The following is a 26,102-nucleotide window of genomic DNA, read 5'->3' on the forward strand; positions in this document are numbered from 1 at the left end:
CCGTGCCACGGAACGAGGAGGACCGATGATCGACGACACGCCCCGCACCCGCGAGCTGCTGACCACCGCCCTGCACGTGCGGCGGTGGGTCGACGAGGTCGCGGCGGGCTGCCCGTACGACGACGTGGAGGCGATGCTGCCCGTCGCGGACCTGGCGGCGCGGCACCTGAGCGACGCCGAGGTCGGCGAGGCGATGGCCGGCCACCCGCGCATCGGCGAGCGCGGCACGGGCAGCGGTGCGGCGCTGAGCCGCTCGGAGCAGTCGTCGTCGACCACCGAGGATCCCGCCCTCGTGGCCGCGATGGCCGAGGGCAACGCCGCCTACGAGCAGCGGTTCGGCCGCATCTTCCTGATCCGGGCGGCCGGGCGCACACGTCCGGAGATCCTGGCCGAGCTGCGGCGCCGTCTGACGTCGGACCCCGAGACGGAGACACGCGAGGCCGCCGACCAGCTGCGCCAGATCGCCCTCCTGCGCCTGAATACGCTGTTCGCATGAGCCAGCTCACCACGCACGTCCTCGACACAGCCCTCGGCCGTCCGGCTGCCGGCGTCCCCGTGGTCCTCGACGCCCTGGAGGAGGGCGGCTGGGTCACGCTCGCGACGGCCACGACCGACGACGACGGCCGCGCCCGCGCCGTCGGCCCGGAGTCCGTGCCGCCCGGCCGCTACCGGTTCACGTTCGACACGGGCGCCTACTACCGGGCGACCGAGCAGATCGCGTTCCACCCGGAGGTCGTCGTCGTCTTCGAGGTCACGGACACGAGCCACTACCACGTGCCGCTCCTGCTGAGCCCCTACGCGTACTCGACCTACCGCGGCAGCTGAATCCCCTGGCCGGGCGACCGGGCCGGCGCGTACGGTCGCCGCCATGAAGGGAACGATCCTGACTCTCGGCGGCGGCGGGTTCTCGATGTCCGACGACGGCAGCTCGGCCCTCGACGACTTCCTGCTCTCGCTGGCCGGGGCGACGCGGCCCGCGGTCTGCTTCGTGCCGACGGCCAGCGGGGACGACGACGGGTACTGCGCCCGGTTCGAGCAGGCGTTCGCCGGCCGCGCGGACACGTCGGTGCTGTCGCTGTTCGGCAAGCGGCCCGGTGGCTACGTCGACCCCGCCATGCTCCTGGACCAGGACGTGGTCTACGTCGGAGGCGGGTCGACAGCCAACCTGCTCGCGCTGTGGCGGCTGCACGGGCCGCCGGAGCTGCTGGTGCGGGCGGCGGAGCAGGGCACGGTGCTGGCCGGCATCAGCGCGGGGATGAACTGCTGGTTCGAGGGATCCTCGACCGACTCGTTCGGCGCGCTGGCGGCGCTCCCGGACGGGCTCGGTCTGCTGACCGGCAGCGCGTGCCCGCACTACTTCGGAGAGCCGGAGCGGCGGCCGCGCTACCTGGACTTCGTGGCGACGGGGGCTCTGCCGGACGGGCACGCGGCCGACGACGGCGTCGCGCTGCTGTGGCGAGACGGTGAGTTGGTCGAGGTCGTCTCCGAGCGGCCCGGCGGGCGCGCGTACCGCGTGGTCCGTGACGGCGACGCGGCCCGCGAGATCCCGCTGGCTGTCCGCACTCTGGCCTGACGCTGGGGAGTGGCCATCGACCGTCGAGCGTCGCATGCATTGACAGTCATATGACCCACGGGTCATTCTTGACGCATGGACGGTTTTGCCGTGATCGCCGAGCCCACCCGGAGGTCGATCGTCGACCGTCTGAGGGTGCGGGACTACGACGTCGGGGCTCTTGTCGACGAGCTGGATCTGTCCCAGTCCTTGGTGTCGAAGCACCTGCGGGTGCTGCGGGAGGCGGGCGTCGTCGAGGCCGAGGTTGCCGGCAAGCGCCGGGTGTACCACCTGTCGGAGAGCCCGCTGCCGGACGTGGCGGCGTGGGTGCAGCCCTACGTGGAGCTGTGGGAGGCGAGCCTCACGCGGCTTGCGCGTGCGATGGACGAGGAGGACGAGAGATGACCCAGCAGGATCGCGACGAGCAGGTCGCCGCAGCGGTGCACGAACCGATCGAGGCACGGGTCGCGCGCGACGGTGCCACGTGGACGCTCGTCATGCGGCGGCACTTCCGGCACCGTCCGGCGCTGCTGTGGCGCATGCTGACCGAGCCGGAGCTCCTGGTGCGGTGGTCGCCCATCGTGCCCGACCGCGCACTGACGACGCCGGGACCGGCCACGAGCCGGGAGAACCACGAGGACGACCCCGTGGACACCGAGGTCCTCGCGGTGGAGGCGCCGCGGGAGCTGGTGCACCGCTGGGGGGCCGACGTGATGCGCTGGACCATCACGCCGGCGCCCGACGGAGCGGTCCTGGAGCTGCGCCAACAGCTCGGCGACCGCGCGTCGGCAGCAGCGCTCGCGGCCGGGTGGCAGGTCTGCCTCGGCCGGCTCGCGACGGAGGACGGTTCGGACCGGGAGCGCGCGACCGGTCGGCGCGCGATGGCCTACGGGTGGCAGGAGCTGCACGACCGCTACCGCACCGAGCTGTCGGAGTGAGCGGGCGCGACCGACGGCGCAGTCAGTAGGCGACCTTGGTGTCGCGCGAGAGCCACGCGTCCATCGGGAGAGTGGCCGTGGGGACGCGGTGACCGACGACGGGCATCGACCACTCGTGCCGGGCGGTCGCGAAGAGGTCGTAGAACGCGCTGTCGTCGAACCCCGCGCGCGCGGCGTCGTGCCGGTCGGCCGCGAAGACGACGCGGTCGACGCGCGCCCACAGGCAGGCGGAGACGCACAGCGGGCACGGCTCGCACGACGTGTAGACGGTCGCGCCGGCCAGCGAGAAGTCCTCGATCGCGTGGCACGCGAAGCGGATGGCCTGGACCTCGGCGTGAGCGGTCGGGTCGTTGTCGCGCGTCACCCGGTTCTGCCCGACGCCCAGCAGCACGCCGTCGCGCACGACGACGGCACCGAACGGGCCGCCGCCGTCCGCCACGTTGGCGGTGGCCAGCGCGACCGCCTGGGACAGCCAGCTCTCGTCGTCGGGCGTCACGGGTTGCCGACCGATCGCGTCCACGCGGCGTCCGCGGGTCCGGCGCCGTCGCGGACGATCACGGCCTCGATCAGCCCGTAGGGCCGGTCGGCGGCGAAGAACACCTCGCCCGGGTTCGGCAGCCCGAACGGCGTCAGGTCGGCCAGGAAGTGGTGCTTGTTCGGGGCCGCGAACCGGATCTCCACGACCTCCGGCACCGCATCCAGCACTGCGCGGCCCATGTGCCACAGCGTCTGCTGCAGGGCGAGCGAGTGGACTGTCGCGAACTGCTCGAGCATCACCTGACGGACGGTCGCGTACGTCGCGTCGAAGTCGACCTCGCCGTCGTACCGCCACTGGGCCGCCAGCGACGTGGCCAGCACGCGGTCGTCGGTCTCGCCGAGCGTCGTGAACTCGTCCTTCAGGAAACCGTGGAACTCCGAGCCGGTCGACTTCAAGAGCGTGAGGTCCTTCAGACCGGCGATCACGGTGGTCCCGTCGACGTCCGCGGTGACGGAGGCCGTGCGAACCTCCTGCCCGCTGCGGACCCACGTGTGGTCGTGCTCGGAGCCGTCGACGACGACGCGCACCCACGCGAACTCCTCGACGTCCACGCGCGCGCCGGTGACGGGGGCGACGTCGTCGACGAAGTGCCGGGCCAGCAGCGTCGCGAACGCCTCGGGGGAGGCCACACCGTGCTGCTTGGCGTAGACGAACGACATGTTCTTCTGGGTGTCCGTGGGCAGCACCGCCGACTGGTCGCCGGTCAGGTAGGCGTCGTCGAAGTCGCCCCGCAGCGCGGTGGTGACGTTGAGGTCGCGGATCTCGTGGCGCGGCGAGTCGCGCTGCACGCGGACCACGCGCGTCTCGGCCTTGCCGTACTGGTGCGCGTGCAGGCGGGCTGTCATGGGGGCGGCCTCCGTCGGGGGCAGGTCGGTGAGGGTCATCCGGGCAGCTCCGTGATCGTCCAGTCGGTGCCGTCGAACCGGTGCTCGCGGCGGTGGCTCACGGACGCGTCGTCACCCGTCCAGAACGTGAGGCTCGTGGGGCGGACCAGGAAGCCGACCCACGTGGGCGGCGGCTTGAGGACCTGGTGCGTGGCGACGAACGTGGCCCAGGCGGCGCGGCGCTCGTCGGCCGGCATGGCCGCGACGGACGTCGTGTTGAGCCACGCCAGGCGGCGCAGGTAGAGCGAGCGGCGGGCGTACGCGCGGTCCGTCTCGCTGGCCGGCGCAGGTTCCGCGACGCCCCGCACGACGAGCTGGCGCTGCCGCTCCGGCCACCGCGCGACCACCGCGACGGCCGGGTTGGCGGCCAGCTGGGCGACCTTGCGCGAGCTTGCGTCGGTGTGGACGTAGACGCCCTTGCGGTCGAGCTCGGACAGCAGCACCGAACGCGCGTCGGGGGCGCCGTCCTCGTCGACCGTCGCCAGCGTCACGACCGGCCGTTCGGGGTCGTCGTTGGTGGGCAGCCAGTCGAGCAGCAGCGCGTAGGCCTCGTCGGGCAGCGTCGGTGGGCGGGTGAGCGTTCTCACGGCGTCTCGCTCGTCGGCGCGGTGTGCGTGAACGTCGCGATCTCGGTCAGGACGTCGACGGCGCGGGCGACCGACGCCTCGAACAGCACCTTGCCGGCCTGCGCGTCGGCGCCCGTCGGGTCGCCGATCACGCCGTCGGGCCCGAAGTCGTCGCTCAGCCAGCCGAACTGGGCCGTCGTGCCGTTGAACCCCAGGTGGCTGAGCCCGGCGATGTGCTCCGGGACGTTGCGTCGTGCGACGGACATGTCGACGAGGTCCGGGCGCAGGTGCATGACCAGCGACGTCTCGCCGTACCCGGCGTGGATGCCCAGGCCGTGCTCGTCGGGCTCGTTCTCGCCGCCGGCGCCCGCGACCTGCACCCCGGACGGCATCGAGAACGTCAGCAGCCCGAACCGCCGCCGGATCTCGCGCAGCGCGACGCCCAGCAGGGCCGTGTTGCCGCCGTGGCCGTTGATGAACACGAGCCGGCGCGCGGGCGTGGTCGCGACGGAACGGCCGATGTCGACGAGCGTCGCCATGAGGGTCTCGTAGGAGACCCACACGGTGCCGCTGGCCCACGAGTGCTCGTCGGACTTCGTGTACGTGAGGGTCGGCAGCTGCCAGACGTCGAGGCCCGCGGACGCGGCCTCGGCGACGGCGGCCGTCGCGACGCTCTCCGCGATCAGCGCGTCGGTGATCAGGGGGAGGTGGGGGCCGTGGTGCTCCATGGCGCCGGTCGGCACGACGAGCACCGAGTCCGGGCCCAGCACGCGGGCGGTGGCGGGGCCGGACAGCTCGGCCAGCAAGCGGCTCATCGGATCGAACCCTTCCGGGGTCCGGCGTAGGCCGGGTTCAGCTTGCCGGGGTTGAGCAGCCCGTCGGGGTCCGTCGTGGCGGCCAGCGCGGCCGTCCGCTCCACCTCGAAGTCGACGTTCCACTGGTGCGGGTTGTGCACGCCGACGCCCAGCGCACCGAGCGCGGCGATGGACTCGTCCAGCCGCTCCGGGCCCTCCCAGACGCCCGCGAGCATCCCGATCGGACGGCTCCCGCCCGCCTCCAGGTGCAGCAGGCCGCCGGTCATGGTCGCCTGCACCGCATCGAGGTCGTCGACGAGCGGGTCGCCCGAGACCTCGAGGTGGATGTACGTGCCCGGATCCGACTTCTGCAGCCACTCGATGGGGTGGTTGTAGGACAGGACCGACAGCTTCATGGATGCCTGCGGGCCGTCGCGCAGGTCCTCGACGGTGCCTCCGGCGGCGCGCACCAGCGCGGTCGCCTGGGTCACGACGGTCGGCATGAGGATCGCCCGCAGGCTCGCGCGCCCCTCGGGGAGGGCGTCGTCGGGCGGCAGCGCGGCGGAGATGGTGGGGTGGTCCGCGGAGCACAGGCGCGGGCGCGGCTCGAGGTTGCCGATCTCGCGCAGGGTCTCGAAGGCCGTCGCCGCATCCTCGAACGACGCGTAGAACCCGCGCCAGTCCTGCAGCGGCTCCAGGCGCACGGTCGCCCGCGCGATGATCCCGGCCGTCCCGTAGTTGTGCACGTACGCCTGGGCGTCCTCGCCCTCGACGTGCACCAGCTCTCCGCTGCCGTCGGCGTGCACCACGTCCAGCGCGACGACGAAACCGTCGCTGTTGGCGCCGTGCACGATGGACCCCGTGCCGCCGGACCCGCCGGACAGGAACCCGCCCAGGGTCGACTGCGCGGTCGACGGGTACATCCACAGCTCCTGGTGCGTGTCCCGCACCGCGGACTCGATCGCGACCATCGTCGCGCCGGCCTCGGCGGTCACGTACCCGTCTCCGATCTCGACGACCGCGCGGGCCCGCGTCGTGTCGATGACGAGCCCGTCGGACATCGGGATCGCCTGGCCGTAGTTGCCGGTGCCCTTGCCGCGCGGCGTCACGGGCACGCCGTGCCGGGCAGCGGCCGCGACGCACGCGGCGATCTGCTCGGCGCTCGTCGGGAACGCGACGACGTCCGCGGCGCCCAGCGGGAGCAGCTCCAGGATGAGGGGCGACATGGTCGACCCGTCGACGCTGGCCCGGTCCCGGACGCGCTGGTCGGTGGAGACGCCTGCGTCACCGAGCAGCGTGCGCAGCTCGTCAGTCAACGCCTCGACGGCTGTCGGTTCGACCGCGGTCGCCGTGTTCTGCATGGGTACGTCCTCTCGCAGGTGGTGCACCGGGCGGCGGGCCAGGGGCCCGCCGCCCGGTCACACCAGGGTCAGAAGCCGATCGACTGGTCCAGGAACTCGTTGGTGAACAGGTCGGTCGCCTTCAGGCCGGCCTTCGGCGGCGAGCCTGCGTCGGTGAAGATCGGCGAGGAGATGTCGATGAGCTTCTGCACGCGGGCCTCGTCGAAGTCACCCACGTACGCGTTGTCGCCGTTGGTGGCGATGTCCAGGTCCTTCATCTGCTGCACCGCGTAGTCCGCGACGCCCTGCGAGTAGACCCAGCCGTTGTTGTACTGCTTGACCAGGTCGAGGATCAGGGCGTTGGTCGTGGCGGGGTCGTCGATGTAGTCCACGTCGGCCTGCTGCATGACGGGGACCAGCTTCTTGAGGCAGGGAGCCATCGAGTCCAGGTCACCCGTGCGCACCGACATGGCCTCCGGGTAGAACTGGAAGCCGGCGTCGTAGATCGTCTGGAACTTGACCGGCTTGCCCCACGCGCCGACCTCCTTCTCGTAGATGTACGGCTCGGCGGTCGCGAAGCCCTGCTGCGCGTCCTTGCCCTTGGCGGCGACGAAGTTCGCGGGCGTGCCGTCGTAGCTGCCGTCCGTCACGGACTTGTCCAGGACGCCCGATCCGATGAGGTAGCTCATGTAGGTGGCGCCGTTGAAGTAGCGGATCACGCCGCCGGTGCCCTTCAGGGCGGTGCCCAGGCTCTTGATGTCGGTGACGTCCGGGTACTTGGCCGGGTCCCACATGACCATCATGGGCGACTTGTCGTTCTCGGCGAACACCGCGGTCGTCGGGAACTTGTCGGACAGCTGCACGGCCTCGTCGGTGGAGACGTACGCCATGGTGATCGACTTGTCCTGGTACATCTGCGCCGAGGGCTGCGTGAAGCCGATGGCCGGGCCGCCGGCGCGGACCTCGATCTTGACGCCCGTGGGCTTGCCGCCCGCGACGAGGTCACCCGTCACCGACTTCTGGTTGGCGTCGACCTTGTACCCGGGGCCGACGAGCTCGTAGATGTGGCCGTGGTCGGCCTCGGGGTTCCAGTCGGTCTGCACGACGACGGTCGCGGGGCAGACGTCGGACAGGTCGACGCCACCGGCCGCGGCCGAGGTCGCCGCACCGGACGGCGCCGCCGCGTCGTCGTCGGAGTCGCTGGAGCAGGCGGCCAGGGTGGCCGAGGTGAGCAGGATGCCAGCGGCGACCGCGGCGACCGAACGGGTTCTGCGCATGTGTGGGCCCTCTTTCAGGGTCGGGAAACACAGGTGGTGAGGGATGGGTGGTGCAACGGTGGCGGTGCGGGGGTGGGCGGCCACCGGGTCTGTGGGGACGGGCCGGGTCAGCTGAAGTCGTACCAGCGCCCGACGACGAGGCGTCCGAGCCAGCCGAAGACGACGAAGACGAGCACGCCGAGCAGGGAGGCGACGATGATCGCGGAGTAGAGCTGGGGGCCCATCAGGCGGGAGGCGTACACCTGGATGAGGACGCCGAGCCCCGCGTTGCCGCGCTGGAAGAACTGGTCGCCGACGATCGCGCCGACGACGGCCAGCCCGGCCGAGGTGCGCAACCCGACGAAGATCGACGGCATGGCCGCCGGGAACTGCAGCTTGCGCAGCAGCGTCAGCCGCGAGGCGCCCTGCAGCTGGAAGAGCTCGCGCTGCTGCTTGGCCACGGACTGCAGACCGAACAAGGTCATCGAGACCATGGGGAAGAGCGAGATGAGGATCGTGACGATCACGCGAGCCTGGAAGTTGTAGCCGAACAGGATCCCGATGAGCGGCACGAGGGCCAGGATCGGGATGCACTGCAGCACCACCGCGTAGGGGAAGAGCGACCGCTCCAGCCAGGACGCCTGGGACATCACGATCGCCCACAGCATGCCGAGGACGATGGCGATGACGAGGCCGGTCATCGCGACCTCGGTGCTGTGCAGCAGCGCGTCCATCAGGTCGGAGAAGGTGTCCGGGTCCGTCAGCGCCTGCAGCACCTGGTGCGGGTAGGGCACGAAGTAGCCCTGGTCCTTGGCCGCGTAGATCGCCGAGAGCCCGTACCAGAGCCCGATCATGACGAAGAACACGGCGATGGGGCCGACCCAGCGGATCGCGGACTTCTTGCGACGCGGGGTCTTCGGGGCCACCGTGCGACGGGCCGGGGCCGTCACGCTCTCGATCGTGGAGGTTGCCATCAGCTGTGCGCCTCCTTCAGGGCGTGCGAGACCTCGCCGACGAGCGCGGCGAACTCGGGCGAGTACCGGATGTCCGGGTCGCGCGGCATGGGGAAGGGGATGTCGAACGTCCCGACGAGCTTGCCGGGGCGGCCCGACATCACGACGACCTTCGTCGACAGGTACACGGCCTCCGCGACGGAGTGCGTGATGAACAGGCCGGCGAAGTGCTGCTCGGCGAACAGCCGCAGCAGCTCGTCGTTCAGGCGGCTGCGCGTGATCTCGTCGAGCGCACCGAAGGGCTCGTCGAACAGGAACACCTCGGGGTCGAGCGTGAACGAGCGGGCCAGGGAGGCGCGCATCCGCATGCCGCCCGAGAGCTGCTTGGGCAGGTGCTTCTCGAAGCCCTCCAGGCCCACGAGCTTGATGGCCTTGGCCGCCTGCTCCCGGCGGATCTTGGGGCCGCGGCCGGCCAGCTCGGCGAGCAGCTCCACGTTGCCCTGGACGTCGCGCCACGGCAGCAGCGTCGCGTCCTGGAAGACGTAGCCGATGTGGTCGGTGTTGAGCTCGAGCGTCCCGTCGGACGCGCTCTCCAGCCCGGAGGCGATGCGCAGCAGCGTCGACTTGCCGCAGCCGGACGGGCCGACGACCGAGACGAACTCTCCTCGCCCGACCGTCAGGTTCACGCCGCTCAGCGCCACCGTCCCGTTGGGGAACGTCATCGCGACGTCGTGGAACCCGAGCAGCGTGGCTTTGTCACGCACCAGCTGGTCCGGTGCGACGGGGGTTTCTACGGACACGGTCACCTCACTTCGGGGCGTTCTGGGGGCGGGTCGCGGGGATGGCGACCCGGGAGTGGACCTCGCTGCTCGCGACGAGCCGTCCGGCGTGCAGCACGTAGCGGTCGGCGCTCGCGCTCGCGACGGCGCCGACGAGGTCGTCGCCGCGCACCGCGAGGAGTTCGGCCTGCTGACCGGTCACGACGCCGGCGGCCGGCAGGTTCATGACGTCGCGTGCGCCGGTGCTGACGGCGGCGTACGCCTCGTCGACCGTCAGGTGCGCGGCGACGACCAGGAGCATCGCCGTCTCCAGCGCGTCGCTGCGGCCCAGCGGGTTGAAGGGGTCGCGCACGTTGTCGGCGCCGGCGGCGAACCGGACGCCCGCGTCGAGCAGCGCCCGGACCGCTGTCAGCCCGCGCGGCGTCGACACGCCGTCGTCCCAGCCCTGCAGGTACAGGTTGGTGATGGGGTTGGCGATGACGCGGAGGTCGGCGGCCAGCACGTCAGCGATCACCTGGTCGCGTCGGTCGGCGTCCAGCGTGCCGAGCCGGACGCAGTGGCCGGCGCTGACGGGCACGTCCCAACCGGTGACCGCGCGGGCCAGCACGTCGAGCGTGACCTCGCAGTCCAGGCTCTCGTCGGTGTGCACGTCCATGCCGACGCCGTGCCGCCGTGCGACCTCCAGCAGCCGGTCCAGCTCGGCCAGCGGCTCGGGCGCCAGGTGCGGGCACCCGCCGACGAGGTCCACGCCCGCCGCCAGCGCGTCGTCCATGTCCTCCGTCGGCGTGAGGTACCCGCCCAGCGTGACGAGCTCGATGTCCATCACGTCGCGCAGGTCGTCGCGGACCTCGATCAGCGCCCGGACGCCGCGCAGCGGGTCGTCACCGTGGAGCAGGTCCACGTGGGTGCGGATGGCGGTGGTGCCGTTGGCCAGCATGGCGAGCGCCTGCGTGCGGGCGCGGGTCGCGATGTCCTGCACGGTCATCTGCGCCGAGTGGGCGTGCCACGCGTCGATCGCCGTGCGCAGGTCGCCCATGGGTGGGCGGATCGCGTCCCAGGAGAGCGCCTTGTCCAGGTGGGCGTGCGGCTCCGCGGGGGCCGTGAGCAGCAGGAAGCCGTCGAGCTCGAGCGTCGCGTCGGGATCGCCCGAGCCCAACGAACCGGCCTCGAGGACCTCGGCGACGACGGGCCCGTCGAGCTCCACGTCGACGACCCGGCCGTCGGCCAGGCGGGCGTTCGTGAGGCGCTCGATCCGGCGGGGGAGCGTGGTCATGCGGGCCCCCTTTCCGGAGCGGGTCGCCGGCGATTTCTGCCGGCGATGGGAACGCTAAGCACCGGCGGTTTCCGCCGTGTAACCGCAGAAGTCCAGATGTGTGACGAGGACGCGATCCCTGTTAACACGAGCCTCGTACCGTGACGTCGGGAGGCCTTTCGCCGCGTGCGTGGCCCTGTTGTCCGGTATGTGAGGAGGCAGTCGATGAGCGTTTTCAGCGATATCCAGCGACCGGTCGTGGTGCAGGCCAGGACACAGCTCGCCGACGGCGTCGTCGCCCTGGACCTTGCGCCCACCAACGGCCGGCCGCTGCCGCCGTGGACGCCGGGCTCGCACATCGACCTGCTCCTGGGCGGCGGCCTGGAGCGGCAGTACTCCCTGTGCGGGGACCCGGCCGACCGGATGCTCTATCGCGTCGCGGTGCTGCTCGAGACCGACGGCAGAGGCGGTTCCGCGGCGGCGCACGCCCTGGCCGTCGGGGACACGCTGAGGCTGCGTGGGCCGCGCAACCACTTCGCGTTCGACGCCACGGACCGCGTGGTGCTCGTCGCGGGCGGCATCGGCATCACGCCCATGCTGTCGATGATCGGCGCCGCGGAGGCCGCGGGAGCGGACTGGACGCTGCACTTCGCGGGGCGGTCGCGCTCGACGATGGCGTTCGTCGACGAGCTCGTCGCCGAGCACCCGTCGCGCGTGCGCGTCTATGCGGCCGACGAGGGGGAGCGCCTCGCCGTCGGCGGCCTCGTGGACGGCGCCGCAGGCCAGGTGTTCTGCTGCGGACCGCGTCGGCTCATCGACGCGGTCGACGAGGCCGTCGGTTCCGAGCCCGGCTGGACCGCGCACGCCGAGCGTTTCGAGGCCCGCGAGTTCGGCCCGCCGCTGTGGTCCGACCCGTTCGAGGTCGAGCTCGCGTTGTCGGGCACGACGCTGACCGTGCAGCCCGGCCAGTCGATCTTGTCCGCTGTGGAGGACAGCGGCGCCGTCGTCGTCTCGTCGTGCCGCGTCGGGACGTGCGGGTCGTGCGAGACGCCCGTGCTGGAGGGGACCGTCGAGCACCGGGACTCGGTCATCGGCCCCGGCGGCAGCGGGACGACGATGATGATCTGCGTCTCGCGCGCCGCCGGCCCGTCGCTGGTGCTGGAGGTGTGACGTGCGCCCCTCAGTGCCCGACGCGGCGGTGCAGCGCGTCCACCACCTCGCGCTCGTCGGCCGTCTGCAGCACGTAGTCACGTACGACGACACGGCCGCCGACCACGACGTGCCGCGGCCGCCGGCCGGGCGACGCCCACAGCAGACCCGCAACGGGGTCGTCGACGCCCGCGTCCGCGACACCCGAGACGTCCCAGACGCACAGGTCGGCGGCCGCCCCGGGCCGCAGGCGACCGAGGTCGTCGCGGCCCAGCCCGGCCGCGGACCCGGCCGTCGCCATGGTCAGGGCCTCGCGCGCGGCGAGTGGACGTCCGACGAGCGGCGCGACCTGCATCGCCAGCCGGGCGTCGGCCAGCAGGTGCCCGGCGTCGTTGCTGCCGCCGCCGCTGGTGCCGAGCCCGACCGCGACGCCGGCGTCCCGCAGCGCCGCGACCGGCGCGACGCCCCAGCCCATCGGCAGGTCGCAGCCCGGCGCGTGGGTCGCGGTCACGCCGCGGGCGGCCAGCAGCGTCAGCTCGTCGGGCGTGATGTCGCACAGGTGCGCGAGCGTGACGTCCGGCGCCAACCAACCCCACTCGTCGAGCAGGTCCAGCGGCCGGCGGCCGTAGCGCTCGAGCGCGACCGCGACGTCCACCTGCTCGTTGGCCTGGGTGCGCCGGCGCAGTCCGTAGCGCGCCGCCACGTCGCCCAGCAGCGCGAACGTCTCGGGTGCGTCGCTGTGCACGCCTGCCGGGCCGACGGCCACCTGCAGCATGCCGTCGGCGCTCACGCCGCCGCGCACCCCGCCGACGAGGTCGCGGACGATCGCTTCCGCGGACTCGGCCGCCTGCTCGGCGTCGTCGCGTGCGCTGCCTCGGACGAAGACGAGCCGGGCACCGAGCTCGCGGGCTGCGCTCGCGGTGCCGCGTGCGATGTCCACGCCGTCGCCGCCCGTCCACGTCAGGTGGTGGTCCGCGACGGTGGTGACCCCGCACAGCAGCGCCTCGGCGAGCCCGGCCTTCGCAGCGACGTGGCTGAGCTCCCCGTCCACGCCCGCGGCGGTGTAGGCCGCGGCCATCGTCGGCAGCCACGTGGCCATGGGGACGCCGCGCGTCCCGGGCAGCGTGCGGAACGCCGTCTGCAGCAGATGGTGGTGGGCGTTGACCAGGCCGGGCGTGACGACGCAGCCGGACACGTCGAGGACGTCCCCGGCACTGGTGGCCTCGGCGATGCGACCGTCCACCACGTGCACGTCGCCCGTCCGCTCCGTCGCCTCGTCGACGAGCACGGCCAGGGCACCGGTGAGAGTCAGCATGGGCCATGGGTAGCACCGCGATGTGTCGGGGAGGTGACCTGAGTGCTGGAGATCGCTGCGCGTCTGCTGGCGCTGATGGGTGAGGGGCGGTCCGTCGCCGTGGCGACGGTCGTGTCGATGAACGGCAGCGGGCCCACGGTCGTGGGCACGTCGATGGCTGTCGACGACACCGGCGCCGCGGTGGGCAGCATCGCCGGCGGCTGCGTCGAGGGAGCCGTCTACGAGCTGTGCCGGTCCGTGCTGTCCGGGGGACCGGCGCGTCTGGAGGAGTACGGCGTGACCGACGAGGACGCGTTCGCCGTCGGGCTGACGTGCGGGGGAGTGCTGCGGGTGCACGCGCGGATGCTGTCGTCGTCCGACGTCCCGGCGCTGCGCGCGGCCGCCGCGGGCGCCCCCGCACGCGTCGCGACGCCGCTCGACGGGCCGCTGCCCGACGTGTTCGCACCGGCTGTCGTGCGCTCCGGGCTGGTCCGCGCCGCGTCGTCGTCCGGGCCCGTCGAGATCTTCGTCGAGGTCAGCGACGCGCCGCCCCGCCTGCTCGTCTACGGCGGCTTGGAGTTCTCCGCCGCGCTCGCCGCGGCGGCCACACCGGTCGGCTACCGCGTGACCGTCTGCGACGCGCGCCCGGTCCTCGCCACGCCCCGTCGCCACCCGGCGGCCGCGGAGGTCGTCGTCGACTGGCCCGTCCGGCACCTCGCCGCGCAGACCCTGACCGCGCGTGACGCGGTCGCCGTCATGGCCCACGACGACCGCTTCGACGCCGACCTGGTGCTCGCCGCCCTGCGCTCCGGCGCCGGCTACGTGGGCGCGATGGGCTCGCGGCGCACGCAGGCCGGCCGCGTCGCGGAGCTCATCGAACGAGGCGCCACCGACGACGAGCTGGCCCGCCTGCACGGCCCCATCGGTCTGGACATCGGTGCGTCCACCCCGGCCGAGACGGCGATCTCCGTGCTCGCTGAGGTGCTGGCCGTCCGCTCGGGTGCGAGCGGGCTGGCGCTGACGGCGACGGGGGGACCGATCCACAGAACGGGAATGCATCTGCCACGCTGACTCCGTCGGCGCCTGACCACGACAGCCGCCACGAGAGCCTGCGTAGGGATCGACTGCGTCGTCGTCGCACGACCTCTCGCAGGCGACCCACCGAGTCCAGACCTTCCCCGAGCTGCCGGAGATGGTCCTCGTGTCGGCTACAGGCTGATCGGGAAGGGTGCCGCGAGCCGCTGAGTGTCGCTGCGCCCGAGCCCGGCGAGGACTGCCGAGCGGTCGTCGAGGTCGGTCGGCAGGTCGGCGTCAGCCAGGGCCTCGATCGTGGCCCGGGCCCATGCGGCGCCGGGCACGTCGGTGTCGCCGCCCAGGTCGAGCTGGTGGACGGCCAGCTCGACGACCCACGTCGCGACGAAGTCGCCCGAGCGCATGCGCTGCCCTTGGAACCCGACGACGCCGTCGGACATCGCTCGCACCGCGGCGACCGCGCCGGCCGCGGCGTCGCGCAGGTGCGTCAGCGCGGCCGACGGGCGCCCGTAGGCGCTCGCGGTGCGGCGCAGCCAGAGGATGTGCGGGACGGCGTCGACGTCTCGGTCGTCGGGACGCGTCGTCCAGTACGACGCGGCGTCGTGGTCAGCCGGCCCGTCGCCGGAGGTGATGGTCCCGACGACCATCTCCTGCAGGCCCAGCCGGACGTGCACCACCAGGTCCAGCACGCTCCACCCGTAGCACCGCGACGGCCCGAGCAGCGCGAGTTCGTCGAGCGCTGCGGCTGCGCCGACGAACGCCTCGGTCTGACGCGCGAACGTGACGGCAGCGTCTGCGTGCGGGAAGTGCAGAGCCCTCATACGCGCCGACGATAGCTGCGGACGGCGTCCCGCGGCCCATGGTCAGGGCGCCAGGCGCGTGGAACAGTTGTCACAGTGGGCGGGACGCAGGCGTTCGTCGCGAGCATCGTCGGGAGCCTGGCTTGGCCGGCGGTCGTGATCGTTGCTGTGATCGTGCTGCGGGGCCCCTCGGTCGGGCTCTCGAGCAGCTGCGCTCTGCCAAGGGGTACGGGGTGGAGCTGGACTTCGAGGAGCGAGCGGACGAGGCGCGGCAGAGCGCGGCTGCCGTGCTGGAGGGGGCTCAGCGCTCCGACGGCGTCGACCTTCCCGATGTCGAGCCCGAGCCGGCCCGGGTGCCGCGCGACGAGGACCCTTCGTACGCCGTCGTCGCCGCCTATGCGCGGGTCGCCGTGGCGGTGCGGTCTCTGGCCGCGGCATCGAACATCCGGCAGCCGCCACCGGGCACGTCCACCGCGAGGATCGTGCTCGCCCTGCACAAGGCGGGAGTCGTGAGTGCGGGCTACGTCGAGTCGGTGAAGTCCCTCGTCGAGCTGCGCAACGTCGTCGCGCACGGGCAGCAACGCATCACGTTCGACGAGGCGAAGGCCTACGTCGAGGCAGCGAACGAGCTGGTCAGCGCCTCCAACGTGCTCGCATCCCTCCAGGGGCGCGCGTGAGCGGCGCTCCTCGTCACGTCCCGACGCTCCGCGCCAGGCGCCAGAGGCGGTCGGCGGTCATGGGGAGCTCGGTGGGGCGGACGCCCAGGGCGTCGCGGACCGCGTTGGCCAGGGCGGGGGCGACCGGGTTGTAGGGCGCCTCGCTCATCGACTTCGCGCCCAGCGGGCCCAGGTCGTCCGACGTGGCGGCGAAGTAGACCTCGGTGCGTGGCAGGTCGGCCATCTGCGGCACGTGGTAGCCGCGGAACGACGGGTTGAGCACGCGGCCCTCGTCGTCCAGGCGAACCTCCTCGAACAGAGCGGTGCCGATGGCCTGGCCGGTGCCGCCCTCCACCTGGCCGCGCAGCTGCTCGGGGTTGAGGACGACGCCGGCGTCGACGGCCTGGACGCTGCGCAGGATCGTCACCTCCCCGGTCCCGGGGTGCACCGCGACGCGGAAGGCGTGCACGTTGAACGCGACCGAGCGCGGGGTGCCGTCGTGGTTGCCGTGCCCGACGAGACTGCCGGCGGCCGCTGCGATCGCGGTGAGCGGGATGTCGCCCGCGCCGGTCGACGACAGGGAGATCCCGTCCCAGGTGCGGGGCTCGTCGCTGGGGTGCTGGTGCAGGGCGGCGGCCGCGGCCAGGATCTTGCCCCGCAGCTGCAGGGCCGCCCGGTGCAGGGCCAGGCCCGCGACGACGACGCCGGCCGACCCGAACGCGCCCGTGTCGTAGCCGGTCACGTCGGTGTCGGACTGACGGATCACGACCCGGTCTGCGGTGGTACCGAGCGCGGTGGCGACCAGCTGGCCGTGGACCGTCGTCGTGCCGTTTCCGAACTCGGTGGTCCCGACGTTCGCCTCGTAGCGGCCGTCGTCGAGCAGGCGCACCGACGCCTCGGCGTAGTGGCCGCGCGGCGCGATCGTCGCGATCATCGCGACGGCCATCCCCTCGCCGATCCTGGCTCCCGGCGGCGCCTCGTCGGACGTGTCCGCCAGCGCCCGCTGCGCCAGGTCCAGGCACTGGTCCAGCCCGTAGGAGTTGATGTCCAGGTCGCCGACCTCGTCGGGGTCCGTCACCAGCAGGCGGTCGCCGGGCACGACGACGTTGCGGCGCCGCAGCTCGAAGGGGTCGATGCCGACCTCGCGCGCCAAGTCGTCCATCGCGGACTCGATCGCGAAGATGACCTGCCCCAGCCCGTACCCGCGGAAGGCCCCGGACGGCAGGGTGTGCGTGTAGACGGACTCGGCGTCGACGCGCTTGTTGGCGCAGCGATAGACGGCCATCGACTCGCTGACCCCGTGGAACATGACGCCCGGGCCGTGGTTGCCGTACGCGCCCGTGTTGTTCAGGACGTCGATGCGCATCGCGGTCAGCACGCCGTCGTCGTCGGCCCCCAGCTCGACCTCCACCCGCACGGGGTGGCGCGTGGGGACGATCGTGAACTCGTCGGTGCGCGTCATCTCGTACTGCACGGCCCGCCCGGTGGTCAGGACGGCGAGCGCGACGACGTCCTCGGTGAGCAGCTCCTGCTTGCCGCCGAACCCGCCGCCCACGCGCCCGGTCAGGACCCGGACCTGCTTCGGGTCCAGGGCGAAGATGTGTGCGATCTCGTCCCTGACCAGGTACGGGACCTGCGTGCTGGTGCGCAGGACCAGGCGGCCGTCGTCGTCGAGCCAGCCTCTGGTCGCATGGGTCTCGAGGCTCGCGTGCGCCACGCGGCTGGTGCGGTACGTGCCGCCCGCTCGGTGTGCGGCAGCGGCCAGCGCGGCCGTGACGTCGCCCATCTCGTCGTGCATCTGCGCGACGACGTTGCGCCCGGCCTCCGAGATCCGTGCCTCCGGGCCCTTGTCGCCGTGGACCAGCGGGGAGCCGGCCCGTCGGGCGTCCTCCGGGTCGAATACCGCGGGCAGGACCTCGTACTCCACCTCGATCAGCGCACGGGCGCGCTCGGCGTCGCGCAGCGTCTCGGCGACGACGACGGCGACGCGCTGGCCGCGGAACCGCAGCACCGGGTCCAGGACGCGGGTGTCGTCGGGGTCGTCGAGCCGGCTCTCGTGCCGGGCGGTCGAGAAGAGCGTGGCGGGGGAGTCCTCGTGGGTGAGGACCGCGAGGACTCCGCCCTGCTCGCGCGCTGCCTTCGCGTCGATCCGCACGATGCGCGCATGCGGGTGCGGGCTGCCCAGCACGGCGACGTGGGCGAGCTGGCTGGCAGGCACGTCGAGCGTGAACGACTCGTGGCCGGTGACGATCCGCTCGGCCGCGGGTGCGCGCAGCGGTCGGCCGGCGTCCTGGCCCTCCTTCGGCGGCGCGATGTTGGTGCGTCCGGCGACCGCGTCACAGATGGACCGGTAGCCGGTGCAGCGGCACAGGTTTCCCTTGAGTCGTCGCGCGGTGTCGTCGTCGGCCTGGATGTCGTTGCCCGCGACCGTCGTCACGAAGCCCGCCGTGCAGAACCCGCACTGGAACGCGGCGGCGTCGACGAACGCCTTCTGCACGCGCGCGATCCGCTCGTCGTCGCCCCGCACGGTCGTGACGCTGCGGCCCTCCGCGCGGTAGGCCGGCACCAGGCACGAGTGCGTCGGGCGGCCGTCGAGCAGCACCGTGCACGCCCCGCAGTCGCCCGCGTCACACCCCTTCTTGACCTCGGTGTGGCCGTGCTCGCGCAGCAGCGTGCGGAGCACCTGCCCGGGCGCAGGCTCGGTGTCGAGCGGCTCACCGTTGACCTCGAACCTCATGCCAGCTCCTGCCTGATCCGCTCCGCCAGGCGTCCCGCCATGGCCGCGCGCCAGTCGGGTGCGCCGTGCGGGTCGTCGTACCAGTCGTCGATGGCCGCAACGGCCCGGGCGACGTCGTCGGGGTTCGGGTCCGCGGTGAGCCCCAGGCGGTGCGGGCGCGTGACACCCGCGGTCACCGTCAGGACCAGGGCGTCGGGCGTGCGGCGGCCGACGACGATCACGCCGGAGCGCCCCTCCTTGGTGAGCGCGACCCGTCCGAACGCGGCCGGCTGGGCGAGCGTGGCGCGGTCGATCTCGATGCTGCGCAGCACCTCGTCGGGCCCCAGCGTCGTGGTGCGCACGCCCGTGACCAGGTCCTTCACGGCCTGGCGCCGCTCGCCGCCGTCCGGCGTCCACACGACCGCCGTCGCGTCCAGCGCCACCGCGAGGCTCGTCATCGCGCCCGCCGGGAGAGCCAGTGCGATGTTGCCGCCGACGGTCGCCCAGTCCCAGATCTTCTCCGACGCGACCAGGCTCCGCGCGCAGCGCTGCACCAGGTGCTGGCTCGCCCACCCGGTGATCGGTGCCAGCTCGACGAGCTCCCGGATGGTGCAGGTCGCGGCGATCGTCAGGACGTCGTCGTGAACCTCGACCGGCGCCCATCCCATCGACGTCAGGTCCACCAGTTCGCGCAGCTCGGGTTGGGGTTCCGAGAACAGCCACGTCCCCCCGGCCAGGGGCGCACTCGTGGCGCTCAGCCCGAGGTCGGCGCACGAGCGGGCGACGCGGATGCGGTTCAGCGCGGTGAGGTCCATCGGTCGTGAGTGAACCTCACGTGCGTGTCGGGCGCGTTACGGCGACAGGTCAATCGGCCCGGCTCCACTGGGTAGGGACGTGCAGGAGGGCGTCGACCTCGGACCGGCGGTAGCGGCGGTGCCCACCGAGGGTCCGCAGGCTGGTGAGTCGACCCGCACGAGCCCATCGTGTGACTGTCTTCGGTCCGACCCCGAAGAGGTCCGCGACCTCGGCCGGGGTGAGGAGCTCGTCGCGATCGGTGTCGTCAGCAGTCATGGCGCCCCTCAGCTCGTCTCTCGACCCTTCTCGTGAGTCGACCGTAGTTCGCCGCGAAACTGATTGCCCACCCAAACCGTTGGGACCGGAGGGTGAATCTGGATTCACACGCACGAGTGACGTTCCGGTGCCCCCTGCGATCGGCGCGCCATGCACCGCAGGTAGCCCACGACGTCAGGCGCAGTCGCCCGAAGCAGGGCGAACGGTGCTCAGGCGGGATCGATCGACCGCTGCCCGTCATCGACGAGCGAGGTGAGCACTTCCGCGACCAGCGCGTCCGCGCTCGCCGTGACCTTGGCCAGCGGTTCCTGGCGCTCCTTCTTGCCGACGTGCCGCACGAGCGCCAGCGCCTGCGACACCTTGTCCGCCCGGGCGATCCACCCGCGAGCGCGGTCCGCCTCCGCAGGTGCGGGGGAGTGCGCGAGCACGAACTCGGCCTGCTCGCGGACCGACGCCATGGCGCGGTCCACCTTCTCCTCGGGTGTCCGGGCCTTCTGCGCCTCGCTGATCCGCCTGGACACACGGCTGACCTGATCCTGGACCGTCGTCTGGAGCTTGGGATTCGCCGCGACGAACGCCGCCACGGCCATGGCGGACTTCTTCGCCGCCGGCCATGTGATCGCCTTCGCCAGTCCGGTCCACGCCATGCTCGCTCCTCGGGTCGCCTCCTTCCAGCATGCATCGTTGCGGCAACGGCGGCCTGCCGGGGGCTGCTCACAGGGATGTCACAGGCGCCTCGGAGGGGGTTCCGAGGTGTCGTGGCCAGTCTGTCCAGATGACCACGACGACCCGCATCGCCGAGCCGGCCGCTACGCCGGCCCCGGGCGAGCCGCGTGCACGCGCGCCTCGACGGCGAGTCTCCGCCGTGCTGGTCGCGCTGGTCGTGGGCAGTGCCGCCACGGTCGCGTTCTGGTGGGCCGGCGCCACGGCGACGGGCGTGCCGGGCGCCACGATCATGAGTCTGGGCGAGCTGGCCGGGCTGCTGGCGTCGTTCCTGGTGTGTGCGCAGGTGCTCCTCATCGCGCGGGTGCCGTGGTTCGAGGCGTCGGTCGGGTTCGACCGGCTCGTGTCGTGGCACCGCTCGCTCGGCACCACGGTGGTGCTGCTGGTGGGCACGCATGTGCTGCTCATGATCGTGGGCGGTTCCGTGCTGGACGGGATCACCGTGTGGGCCGAGGTGCCCGCCATCCTGCGCACGCAGCCGTACCTGTGGTGGGCGTTGATCGGGACGGTGCTGTTCTTCGCCGTCGGGCTCTCGAGCGCGCGGCTCGCGCGGGCCCGGTTGTCCTACGAGTGGTGGTTCGCACTCCACCTGACCATCTACGCCGGCATCTTCCTGGCGTTCTTCCACCAGGTGGCGGGCGGGACGCACTTCGTCGCGTCGCCGGCCGCGCGGTTCGTCTGGATCCTTCTCTACAGCGCGACGGCCGGCGCCGTCCTCGTCTGGCGCGTGCTGCTGCCTCTGCTCGACCACGGGCGGCTGCGCCTGACCGTCACGTCCGTGGTCCCGGAGGCCGACGGGCTTGCCAGCGTGTGGTTGCGCGGGAGCGGTCTCGAGCGGCTCGGCGCCCGCGGTGGGCAGTACTTCCTGGTGCGGTTCGTCGCACGCGGGCACCTGGGGACGGCCCACCCCTACTCGCTGTCGATGGTGCCGACGGCCGACACCATGCGATTCACCGTCGGTGCGCTCGGCGACCACTCCGCCGCTGTCGTCGCCATCCAGCCCGGGACCCGCGTGCAGGTGGAGGGACCGTTCGGACGGTTCACCGGTGACCGTGCCACGACGCACAAGGTGCTTCTGGTCGCTGGCGGGGCGGGGATCGGGCCGGTGCGGGCGCTCGCGCAGGACCTCCTCGCCCGGGGGCACGAGCTCGTCGTCGTGCACCGTGCGCACGCCGCCGCGGGCCTCGCGCTGGCCGGGGAGTTCACGGCGAGCCCCCACCTGCGGTACGTCCCCGTGCCCGGTCGCCGAGCGACGCTCGGGTACGACCCGCTCGACCCCGCGCACCTGGCCGCGACCGTGCCCGACGTCGCCGAGCGGGACGTGTTCGTCTGCGGTCCCGACCCCATGATCACGACTGTCGTCCGGACGGCGCGCGCCCTGGGCGTGCCCGCCGGCGCGATCCACCGAGAGGAGGTGGCCTGATGGCCGCACGACCCTGGCGAGGCACGCTCATCTACGTCGGCGCCGTGGCTGTGATGACGGCGGCGGGGGTCGCGAAGTTCAACGGAGTAGGAGCGGTCGACTCCGCCGCCGCACCGGTGGCCGACGGCGCGACGAGCGACGAGAGTGCGACGACGGGCCCGGACTCGACGGACGCGGGCTCGACCGAGTCAGGTGCGGACCAGACCGGCCCAGGCTCCTCCTCCGACGGCACCGACCCGGGATCGGCAAGCACGGAAGGCTCGTCGACCAGCGACGACGTCACGATCGTCGGCTCCGTGGCCCAGACCCGCTACGGGAACGTGCAGGTCTCGGTGACGTTCGCGGGCGAGAAGATCACGGACGTCCAAGCGCTGCAGATCCCCGACCGCGAGCCGCGTGACGTGCAGATCTCCCAGCAGGCCGTCCCGATCCTCACCCAGGAGGCGATCGAATCGGGCTCGGCACGTATCGACACGGTCTCCGGCGCCACCTATACCTCGGAGGGTTACATCGAGTCCCTCCAGTCCGCGATCGACCAGAGGGGCTGAGCCGTGCGCCACCAGCAAGTCGTGATGGGTATCCCGATGTCCGTCGACGTGCCCGACCGCGACGACGCGGCCGTGCGCGAGGCGGTGACCATGGCGTTCGCGTCGTTGCACGCCGCGGACCGTCGGTTCAGCCGGTTCGACCCGACCAGCGAGGTCAGCCGCTACGCCCGCGGCGAGGTGCTGGTGGTGTCCGACGAGCTGCGTGAGGTGCTGGCGCTCGCGGAGCGTGCCGCCGACGAGTCCGGGGGAGCGTTCAGCATCCGCCGGCCCGACGGAGGCCTCGACACCGACGGGGTCGTCAAGGGCTGGGCCGCGCAGCGGGCCGCCGACACGCTCCTGGGTGCGGGCGTCGACCGCTTCTGCCTGAACGCGGGCGGTGACGTGGCGCTGGCGGGGGAGCCCGAGCCAGGCCGTCCCTGGAACGTGGGGGTGCGCCACCCCGACGACCCCACCCGCGTGCTCGCGGTGCTCGAGGTGCGGGACGGGGCGGTCGCAACCTCGGGAACCTACGAGCGCGGCGCCCACATCTGGGACGGTCGGACCGGAGGCGCAGCGGCCGGCCTCGTGGCGGCGACGGTGGTCGCGAACGACCTGCTCAGGGCGGACATCATGGCGACGACCGTGATGGCGCTGGGACCCGACGGCGTCGCCTGGGCCGCCGAGCACGGTGCCGCGGCCGTCGTCGCGGTCCGCCCGGACGGCCGGATCCTCAACGCCGGCGGCGCGGCCGTGCCGCAGCTCGTCTGACCGCGGCCCGTGTGACTGCAGCTCGTCCTGCGCAGGTCACGGACCGCCGCGCCAGTGGTCGATCCGGCGGTGGTCGGGCGTGAATCCGTGCTGGACGCCCCACAGCACCGCCTGCGTGCGGCTCTCGGCGCCGATCTTGCGGTAGACCGACCGGATGTAGGACTTGACGGTGTTGGGGCTCAGGAACGTGAGCATGGCGACGTCGGCGTTGCTCATGCCCTGGGTGATGAGCGCGAGGATCTCCGACTCCCGGTCGCTGAGGCCCTCGTGCCGGCCGGGCCAGTCCAGGCCGTTGGCGGGGCGCACCCGACCGCGCGGCTCGCTGAGCACGAACTCGCCCGCGTGGACGGCCTCGAGCGCCGCGACGAGCTCGCGTGCGGGCAACGACTTGGACAGGTAGCCGCTGACGCCCTGCTCGCGGGCGCTGGCGACGAGGTCGGGATGGAAGTTCCACGTGAACACGACGACCTTGCGCGCGTTCGGGTTGCGCACCAGCACGCCGATCTCGTGCTGGTCGGACTCCGGCTGCGCGAAGGAGTCGTACAGGACGATGTCCACCGGATCGCTGACGGGCTCGTTGGTGTCGATCTCGGCCACCACCACGCGGTCGCGGTACTCGTCGATGATCTTCGCGACGCCCATCACCACGACGTCGTAGTCGTCGACGAGCGCAACGGTGATGGGGGCACTACGTTCGGTCACGCAGCCGACGATAACCCCCCTAGGGGTGTACTGCACCCACCCCAGGGGTGGTTGTGTCGGAACATCGACCACGCCGAACGAAAGGCACCACCATGCTTGGGCTCATCATCACGATCATCATCGTCGGACTCATCGCGGGCGCCCTGGCCCGCCTCATCGTCCCCGGCAAGCAGGACATGTCGATCCCCATGACCATCCTCATCGGGATCATCGGCTCGTTCGTCGGCGGCTTCCTCGGTTACGTGCTGTTCCACAAGGACGGCAGCGACGGCTTCCTCCAGCCGGCCGGGATCATCGGCTCGATCATCGGCGCGATCATCGTGCTGCTGCTCTGGATCAAGTTCTCGGGTCGTCGCTCCATCACCAGCTGACGCAGCGGGACCCCACGATGCCCGGTCGGGCGGCTCACGCGGCCGCCCGACCGGGTTTCGTCGTCCCAGTGCGCGGGCGTGCCGCGCGGCGGCACTGGGGTTCGCCGGGAAGAAAATCGCTCGGTTACCGTTGAGTACACCTGGGCGCGTCGCACGACGCGCCCGGAGCCGATCCCCGGGAGCTGACCCACGTGATCACGTGGAACCTGACCGAGCGCCGCGCCGTCGACCTGAGCCTGGTCGCCAGCGCGCTCTGTCGTGCTCCCCGCGGGTGTCGGCCCGCTGCGCGCATCTGACCCGCAGCCCCGCCAGCGACCTCCGTCGCCCTTCCCGGCCCTGCCCTGAGCGGGTGCGCCGGGTTCTTCCCACACGACGCGAGCGCACGCGCGCTCACGGAAGGCTCTCCTGTGTCTACATCGACTGAAACGCCCGTGCGCCGCCGCCGGCTGCGCCTGCCCTCCTTCACCGTCCAGGTGATCCTCGGCCTCGCGCTCGGCGTGCTGCTGGGCTGGGTCGCCCGCCAGATCGGCCCGACCGCTGCCGGTGACCCCAACTGGCTCACCACCACGCTCGACACCATCGGCAGCTCGTTCGTCACGTTGCTCAAGGCCGTGGTCCCGCCGCTGGTGTTCCTGGCGATCGTCGCCTCGATCGCCAACCTGCGGCACGTCACCAACGCGGCGCGCCTGGCCGGCCAGACGCTGCTGTGGTTCGCCATCACGTCGGCGGTCGCGGTGACGATCGGCATCGGGCTGGGTCTCATCCTCAAGCCCGGCTCTCACGCGACGCTGGACACGGCGGGTGCGACCGCGCCCGATCACACCGGCAGCTGGCTCGACTTCCTCAACGGCTTGATCCCGGGCAACGTCCTGGGCCTGCAGGCCGGCACCGACGCGAGCGTCGCGGACGGATCCGTGCAGGCCACGACCAGCATCAACTTCAACGTGCTGCAGATCGTGGTGGTCGCCCTCGTCATCGGCATCGCGGCGCTGCGCACGGGCAAGGCCGCCGAGCCGTTCCTCACGTTCACGCGGTCCGCGCTGACGATCGTGCAGAAGGTGCTGTGGTGGATCATCCGCCTGGCGCCGCTGGGCACCCTGGGCCTGATCGGCAAGGCGGTCGCGACGTACGGGTGGGACCTGCTGGCACCGCTGGCCACGTACGCGGTCGCGATCTACGCCGGGCTGCTGATCGTGCTGCTCGTCGTCTACCCGGTGCTGCTGCGCAGCAACGGCCTGCGCGTGCGCGACTTCTTCCGCGGCGCCTGGCCGGCCATCCAGCTCGCGTTCGTGTCGCGGTCGTCGGTCGGGACGCTGCCCGTCACGCAGCGCGTGACGGAGCGGAACCTGGGCGTCCCGTCGTCATACGCGTCGTTCGCGGTGCCGCTCGGGGCGACGACGAAGATGGACGGCTGCGCCTCGATCTACCCGGCCATCTCGGCGATCTTCGTCGCCCAGATCTTCGGCATCCACCTCTCGCTGACCGACTACCTGCTCATCGCGTTCGTCTCGGTGGTCGGTTCCGCCGCCACGGCCGGGCTCACGGGGGCGGTCGTCATGCTGACGCTGACGCTCTCGACGCTCGGGCTGCCGCTGGCCGGCGTCGGGCTGCTGCTGGCGATCGACCCGATCCTCGACATGGGCCGCACGGCGGTGAACGTCGCGGGGCAGGCGCTGGTCCCGACCATCGTCGCCAAGCGTGAAGGCATCCTGGACCTCGACCGGTACGCGTCGGCGTCGGCGGAGGACCTGTTCGCGGACGACGAGGACGCGGCGCTCGACGCGTCAGGCTCGGACGACTCGTCAGCGGTGGGAACCCCGACGAGCGGGTCCGACGCGACGCGTGGCCGGGAGCTCACGCCCGCGCGCTGACATCCGTCCCGCGACACCCCTCGACGGCGCATCGAGCACCTCGCTCGGTGCGCCGTCGTCGTGTCCTGACCACCGATCGGTCAAGTCCTGGCCGGTGCCCTGCCAGGACTTCGTCATGCCGCGTGAAGGTGTCGTGGACACGTGACC

Annotated in this window: 29 protein-coding genes; 13 read left to right on the forward strand and 16 right to left on the reverse strand. The window is 72.3% G+C overall.

What is annotated here, in order from left to right:
• Positions 1 to 25 precede the first annotated feature (25 nt).
• From uraD to IC607_RS13635, 5 genes are all read left to right on the forward strand, one after another.
• Entirely contained in the window at positions 26 to 496 is a 471-nt protein-coding gene (gene uraD / locus IC607_RS13615) for a 2-oxo-4-hydroxy-4-carboxy-5-ureidoimidazoline decarboxylase (RefSeq protein ID WP_191787945.1), read from the forward strand.
• A complete protein-coding gene (gene uraH, locus IC607_RS13620; RefSeq protein ID WP_191787946.1) occupies positions 493 to 825 on the forward strand; it encodes a hydroxyisourate hydrolase in 333 nt (110 codons plus the stop codon). Before uraD ends, uraH begins: the two co-directional genes overlap by 4 nt.
• Positions 826 to 868: 43 nt before the next feature.
• Positions 869 to 1,573 carry a peptidase E gene (locus IC607_RS13625; protein WP_191787947.1) on the forward strand — a complete coding sequence of 235 codons (705 nt, stop codon included), beginning with the start codon at positions 869 to 871 and terminating at the stop codon, positions 1,571 to 1,573.
• Between the two features lie 75 nt (positions 1,574 to 1,648).
• On the forward strand, positions 1,649 to 1,957 hold the full coding sequence (locus IC607_RS13630; protein ID WP_191787948.1) for a helix-turn-helix transcriptional regulator: 309 nt from the start codon (positions 1,649 to 1,651) through the stop codon (positions 1,955 to 1,957).
• The gene (locus tag IC607_RS13635) at positions 1,954 to 2,490 is read left to right on the forward strand and encodes an SRPBCC domain-containing protein (RefSeq protein ID WP_191787949.1); all 537 of its coding nucleotides are present in this window, start codon (positions 1,954 to 1,956) and stop codon (positions 2,488 to 2,490) included. Before IC607_RS13630 ends, IC607_RS13635 begins: the two co-directional genes overlap by 4 nt.
• A 22-nt stretch (positions 2,491 to 2,512) precedes the next feature.
• Here IC607_RS13635 and IC607_RS13640 read toward each other — a convergent pair whose 3' ends face one another.
• The 9 genes from IC607_RS13640 to IC607_RS13680 form a co-directional block, all read right to left on the reverse strand.
• Positions 2,513 to 3,010 (reverse strand): nucleoside deaminase, encoded by a 498-nt coding sequence (locus tag IC607_RS13640; RefSeq protein ID WP_370526231.1) that lies wholly within the window; start codon positions 3,008 to 3,010, stop codon positions 2,513 to 2,515.
• On the reverse strand, positions 2,983 to 3,912 hold the full coding sequence (gene pucL, locus IC607_RS13645; protein ID WP_225225022.1) for a factor-independent urate hydroxylase: 930 nt from the start codon (positions 3,910 to 3,912) through the stop codon (positions 2,983 to 2,985). Before pucL ends, IC607_RS13640 begins: the two co-directional genes overlap by 28 nt.
• On the reverse strand, positions 3,909 to 4,499 hold the full coding sequence (locus tag IC607_RS13650) for a pyridoxamine 5'-phosphate oxidase family protein (RefSeq protein WP_191787950.1): 591 nt from the start codon (positions 4,497 to 4,499) through the stop codon (positions 3,909 to 3,911). Before IC607_RS13650 ends, pucL begins: the two co-directional genes overlap by 4 nt.
• Positions 4,496 to 5,293 carry a creatininase family protein gene (locus IC607_RS13655; protein ID WP_191787951.1) on the reverse strand — a complete coding sequence of 266 codons (798 nt, stop codon included), beginning with the start codon at positions 5,291 to 5,293 and terminating at the stop codon, positions 4,496 to 4,498. The genes IC607_RS13650 and IC607_RS13655 overlap by 4 nt, the downstream gene beginning before the upstream one ends.
• Entirely contained in the window at positions 5,290 to 6,633 is a 1,344-nt protein-coding gene (locus tag IC607_RS13660; protein WP_191787952.1) for an FAD-binding oxidoreductase, read from the reverse strand. Before IC607_RS13660 ends, IC607_RS13655 begins: the two co-directional genes overlap by 4 nt.
• Positions 6,634 to 6,701: 68 nt before the next feature.
• Positions 6,702 to 7,889: an ABC transporter substrate-binding protein gene (locus tag IC607_RS13665; protein ID WP_191787953.1), complete on the reverse strand. Its 1,188-nt coding sequence runs from the start codon at positions 7,887 to 7,889 to the stop codon at positions 6,702 to 6,704.
• Between the two features lie 107 nt (positions 7,890 to 7,996).
• Entirely contained in the window at positions 7,997 to 8,842 is an 846-nt protein-coding gene (locus IC607_RS13670) for an ABC transporter permease (protein ID WP_191787954.1), read from the reverse strand.
• Positions 8,842 to 9,621, reverse strand: coding sequence for an ABC transporter ATP-binding protein (locus IC607_RS13675; protein ID WP_370526233.1), 780 nt, complete (start codon positions 9,619 to 9,621; stop codon positions 8,842 to 8,844). Before IC607_RS13675 ends, IC607_RS13670 begins: the two co-directional genes overlap by 1 nt.
• 7 nt (positions 9,622 to 9,628) lie before the next feature.
• Entirely contained in the window at positions 9,629 to 10,873 is a 1,245-nt protein-coding gene (locus IC607_RS13680) for an amidohydrolase family protein (RefSeq protein WP_191787955.1), read from the reverse strand.
• 204 nt (positions 10,874 to 11,077) lie between these two features.
• On the opposite strand from IC607_RS13680, the gene IC607_RS13685 reads away from it, so the two are divergent.
• A complete protein-coding gene (locus tag IC607_RS13685) occupies positions 11,078 to 12,022 on the forward strand; it encodes a PDR/VanB family oxidoreductase (RefSeq protein WP_191787956.1) in 945 nt (314 codons plus the stop codon).
• A 10-nt stretch (positions 12,023 to 12,032) separates the two neighbouring features.
• Here the strand turns inward: IC607_RS13685 and IC607_RS13690 are convergent, their stop codons facing one another.
• Positions 12,033 to 13,316: an amidohydrolase family protein gene (locus tag IC607_RS13690; protein ID WP_191787957.1), complete on the reverse strand. Its 1,284-nt coding sequence runs from the start codon at positions 13,314 to 13,316 to the stop codon at positions 12,033 to 12,035.
• A 42-nt stretch (positions 13,317 to 13,358) separates the two neighbouring features.
• On the opposite strand from IC607_RS13690, the gene IC607_RS13695 reads away from it, so the two are divergent.
• A complete protein-coding gene (locus IC607_RS13695) occupies positions 13,359 to 14,366 on the forward strand; it encodes an XdhC/CoxI family protein (protein WP_191787958.1) in 1,008 nt (335 codons plus the stop codon).
• 137 nt (positions 14,367 to 14,503) lie between these two features.
• Here IC607_RS13695 and IC607_RS13700 read toward each other — a convergent pair whose 3' ends face one another.
• Entirely contained in the window at positions 14,504 to 15,148 is a 645-nt protein-coding gene (locus tag IC607_RS13700) for a maleylpyruvate isomerase N-terminal domain-containing protein (RefSeq protein ID WP_191787959.1), read from the reverse strand.
• A 212-nt stretch (positions 15,149 to 15,360) separates the two neighbouring features.
• On the opposite strand from IC607_RS13700, the gene IC607_RS13705 reads away from it, so the two are divergent.
• The gene (locus IC607_RS13705) at positions 15,361 to 15,804 is read left to right on the forward strand and encodes a hypothetical protein (protein ID WP_191787960.1); all 444 of its coding nucleotides are present in this window, start codon (positions 15,361 to 15,363) and stop codon (positions 15,802 to 15,804) included.
• 13 nt (positions 15,805 to 15,817) lie between these two features.
• Here IC607_RS13705 and IC607_RS13710 read toward each other — a convergent pair whose 3' ends face one another.
• The 4 genes from IC607_RS13710 to IC607_RS13725 form a co-directional block, all read right to left on the reverse strand.
• Positions 15,818 to 18,520, reverse strand: a complete 2,703-nt coding sequence (locus tag IC607_RS13710) for a molybdopterin cofactor-binding domain-containing protein (RefSeq protein WP_191787961.1) — start codon at positions 18,518 to 18,520, stop codon at positions 15,818 to 15,820.
• Positions 18,517 to 19,314, reverse strand: a complete 798-nt coding sequence (locus tag IC607_RS13715) for an FAD binding domain-containing protein (protein WP_191787962.1) — start codon at positions 19,312 to 19,314, stop codon at positions 18,517 to 18,519. The genes IC607_RS13710 and IC607_RS13715 overlap by 4 nt, the downstream gene beginning before the upstream one ends.
• Before the next feature lie 49 nt (positions 19,315 to 19,363).
• On the reverse strand, positions 19,364 to 19,570 hold the full coding sequence (locus IC607_RS13720) for a BldC family transcriptional regulator (protein ID WP_191787963.1): 207 nt from the start codon (positions 19,568 to 19,570) through the stop codon (positions 19,364 to 19,366).
• Positions 19,571 to 19,779: 209 nt separating this feature from the next.
• Positions 19,780 to 20,217, reverse strand: a complete 438-nt coding sequence (locus tag IC607_RS13725; protein ID WP_191787964.1) for a hypothetical protein — start codon at positions 20,215 to 20,217, stop codon at positions 19,780 to 19,782.
• Positions 20,218 to 20,345: 128 nt separating this feature from the next.
• Here IC607_RS13725 and IC607_RS13730 point away from each other — a divergent pair, with 128 nt between their 5' ends.
• Genes IC607_RS13730 through IC607_RS13740 form a run of 3 tightly spaced genes read left to right on the forward strand, consistent with a single transcriptional unit; the run spans position 20,346 to position 23,011 of the window.
• Complete coding sequence (locus IC607_RS13730; protein ID WP_191787965.1) at positions 20,346 to 21,716, forward strand: ferredoxin reductase family protein; 1,371 nt, start codon at positions 20,346 to 20,348, stop codon at positions 21,714 to 21,716.
• Positions 21,716 to 22,264, forward strand: coding sequence for an FMN-binding protein (locus IC607_RS13735; protein WP_191787966.1), 549 nt, complete (start codon positions 21,716 to 21,718; stop codon positions 22,262 to 22,264). Before IC607_RS13730 ends, IC607_RS13735 begins: the two co-directional genes overlap by 1 nt.
• Positions 22,265 to 22,267: 3 nt before the next feature.
• Complete coding sequence (locus IC607_RS13740; RefSeq protein ID WP_370526234.1) at positions 22,268 to 23,011, forward strand: FAD:protein FMN transferase; 744 nt, start codon at positions 22,268 to 22,270, stop codon at positions 23,009 to 23,011.
• Positions 23,012 to 23,047: 36 nt separating this feature from the next.
• Here the strand turns inward: IC607_RS13740 and IC607_RS13745 are convergent, their stop codons facing one another.
• Positions 23,048 to 23,713, reverse strand: a complete 666-nt coding sequence (locus IC607_RS13745; RefSeq protein WP_370526235.1) for a response regulator transcription factor — start codon at positions 23,711 to 23,713, stop codon at positions 23,048 to 23,050.
• A 92-nt stretch (positions 23,714 to 23,805) separates the two neighbouring features.
• Between IC607_RS13745 and IC607_RS13750 the strand changes: the two genes are divergently transcribed.
• Together IC607_RS13750 and IC607_RS13755 are read left to right on the forward strand one after the other, a co-directional pair.
• A complete protein-coding gene (locus tag IC607_RS13750) occupies positions 23,806 to 24,084 on the forward strand; it encodes a GlsB/YeaQ/YmgE family stress response membrane protein (protein ID WP_191787967.1) in 279 nt (92 codons plus the stop codon).
• A 407-nt stretch (positions 24,085 to 24,491) separates the two neighbouring features.
• A complete protein-coding gene (locus IC607_RS13755) occupies positions 24,492 to 25,955 on the forward strand; it encodes a dicarboxylate/amino acid:cation symporter (RefSeq protein WP_191787968.1) in 1,464 nt (487 codons plus the stop codon).
• Positions 25,956 to 26,102: the final 147 nt, after the last annotated feature.

Origin of the sequence: Cellulomonas sp. JH27-2, from assembly GCF_014837175.1 — a bacterium.
Taxonomy (GTDB): domain Bacteria; phylum Actinomycetota; class Actinomycetes; order Actinomycetales; family Cellulomonadaceae; genus Cellulomonas.

What these genes read in the sequence shown, in the direction of transcription:
- uraD (WP_191787945.1), top strand. Translation starts at nt 26, where the DNA reads ATGATCGACGACACGCCCCGCACCCGCGAGCTGCTGACCACCGCCCTG.
- uraH (WP_191787946.1), top strand. Translation starts at nt 493, where the DNA reads ATGAGCCAGCTCACCACGCACGTCCTCGACACAGCCCTCGGCCGTCCG.
- IC607_RS13625 (WP_191787947.1), top strand. Translation starts at nt 869, where the DNA reads ATGAAGGGAACGATCCTGACTCTCGGCGGCGGCGGGTTCTCGATGTCC.
- IC607_RS13630 (WP_191787948.1), top strand. Translation starts at nt 1,649, where the DNA reads ATGGACGGTTTTGCCGTGATCGCCGAGCCCACCCGGAGGTCGATCGTC.
- IC607_RS13635 (WP_191787949.1), top strand. Translation starts at nt 1,954, where the DNA reads ATGACCCAGCAGGATCGCGACGAGCAGGTCGCCGCAGCGGTGCACGAA.
- pucL (WP_225225022.1), bottom strand. Translation starts at nt 3,912, where the DNA reads ATGACCCTCACCGACCTGCCCCCGACGGAGGCCGCCCCCATGACAGCC.
- IC607_RS13655 (WP_191787951.1), bottom strand. Translation starts at nt 5,293, where the DNA reads ATGAGCCGCTTGCTGGCCGAGCTGTCCGGCCCCGCCACCGCCCGCGTG.
- IC607_RS13660 (WP_191787952.1), bottom strand. Translation starts at nt 6,633, where the DNA reads ATGCAGAACACGGCGACCGCGGTCGAACCGACAGCCGTCGAGGCGTTG.
- IC607_RS13665 (WP_191787953.1), bottom strand. Translation starts at nt 7,889, where the DNA reads ATGCGCAGAACCCGTTCGGTCGCCGCGGTCGCCGCTGGCATCCTGCTC.
- IC607_RS13670 (WP_191787954.1), bottom strand. Translation starts at nt 8,842, where the DNA reads ATGGCAACCTCCACGATCGAGAGCGTGACGGCCCCGGCCCGTCGCACG.
- IC607_RS13680 (WP_191787955.1), bottom strand. Translation starts at nt 10,873, where the DNA reads ATGACCACGCTCCCCCGCCGGATCGAGCGCCTCACGAACGCCCGCCTG.
- IC607_RS13685 (WP_191787956.1), top strand. Translation starts at nt 11,078, where the DNA reads ATGAGCGTTTTCAGCGATATCCAGCGACCGGTCGTGGTGCAGGCCAGG.
- IC607_RS13690 (WP_191787957.1), bottom strand. Translation starts at nt 13,316, where the DNA reads ATGCTGACTCTCACCGGTGCCCTGGCCGTGCTCGTCGACGAGGCGACG.
- IC607_RS13700 (WP_191787959.1), bottom strand. Translation starts at nt 15,148, where the DNA reads ATGAGGGCTCTGCACTTCCCGCACGCAGACGCTGCCGTCACGTTCGCG.
- IC607_RS13710 (WP_191787961.1), bottom strand. Translation starts at nt 18,520, where the DNA reads ATGAGGTTCGAGGTCAACGGTGAGCCGCTCGACACCGAGCCTGCGCCC.
- IC607_RS13715 (WP_191787962.1), bottom strand. Translation starts at nt 19,314, where the DNA reads ATGGACCTCACCGCGCTGAACCGCATCCGCGTCGCCCGCTCGTGCGCC.
- IC607_RS13720 (WP_191787963.1), bottom strand. Translation starts at nt 19,570, where the DNA reads ATGACTGCTGACGACACCGATCGCGACGAGCTCCTCACCCCGGCCGAG.
- IC607_RS13725 (WP_191787964.1), bottom strand. Translation starts at nt 20,217, where the DNA reads ATGGCGTGGACCGGACTGGCGAAGGCGATCACATGGCCGGCGGCGAAG.
- IC607_RS13730 (WP_191787965.1), top strand. Translation starts at nt 20,346, where the DNA reads ATGACCACGACGACCCGCATCGCCGAGCCGGCCGCTACGCCGGCCCCG.
- IC607_RS13735 (WP_191787966.1), top strand. Translation starts at nt 21,716, where the DNA reads ATGGCCGCACGACCCTGGCGAGGCACGCTCATCTACGTCGGCGCCGTG.
- IC607_RS13750 (WP_191787967.1), top strand. Translation starts at nt 23,806, where the DNA reads ATGCTTGGGCTCATCATCACGATCATCATCGTCGGACTCATCGCGGGC.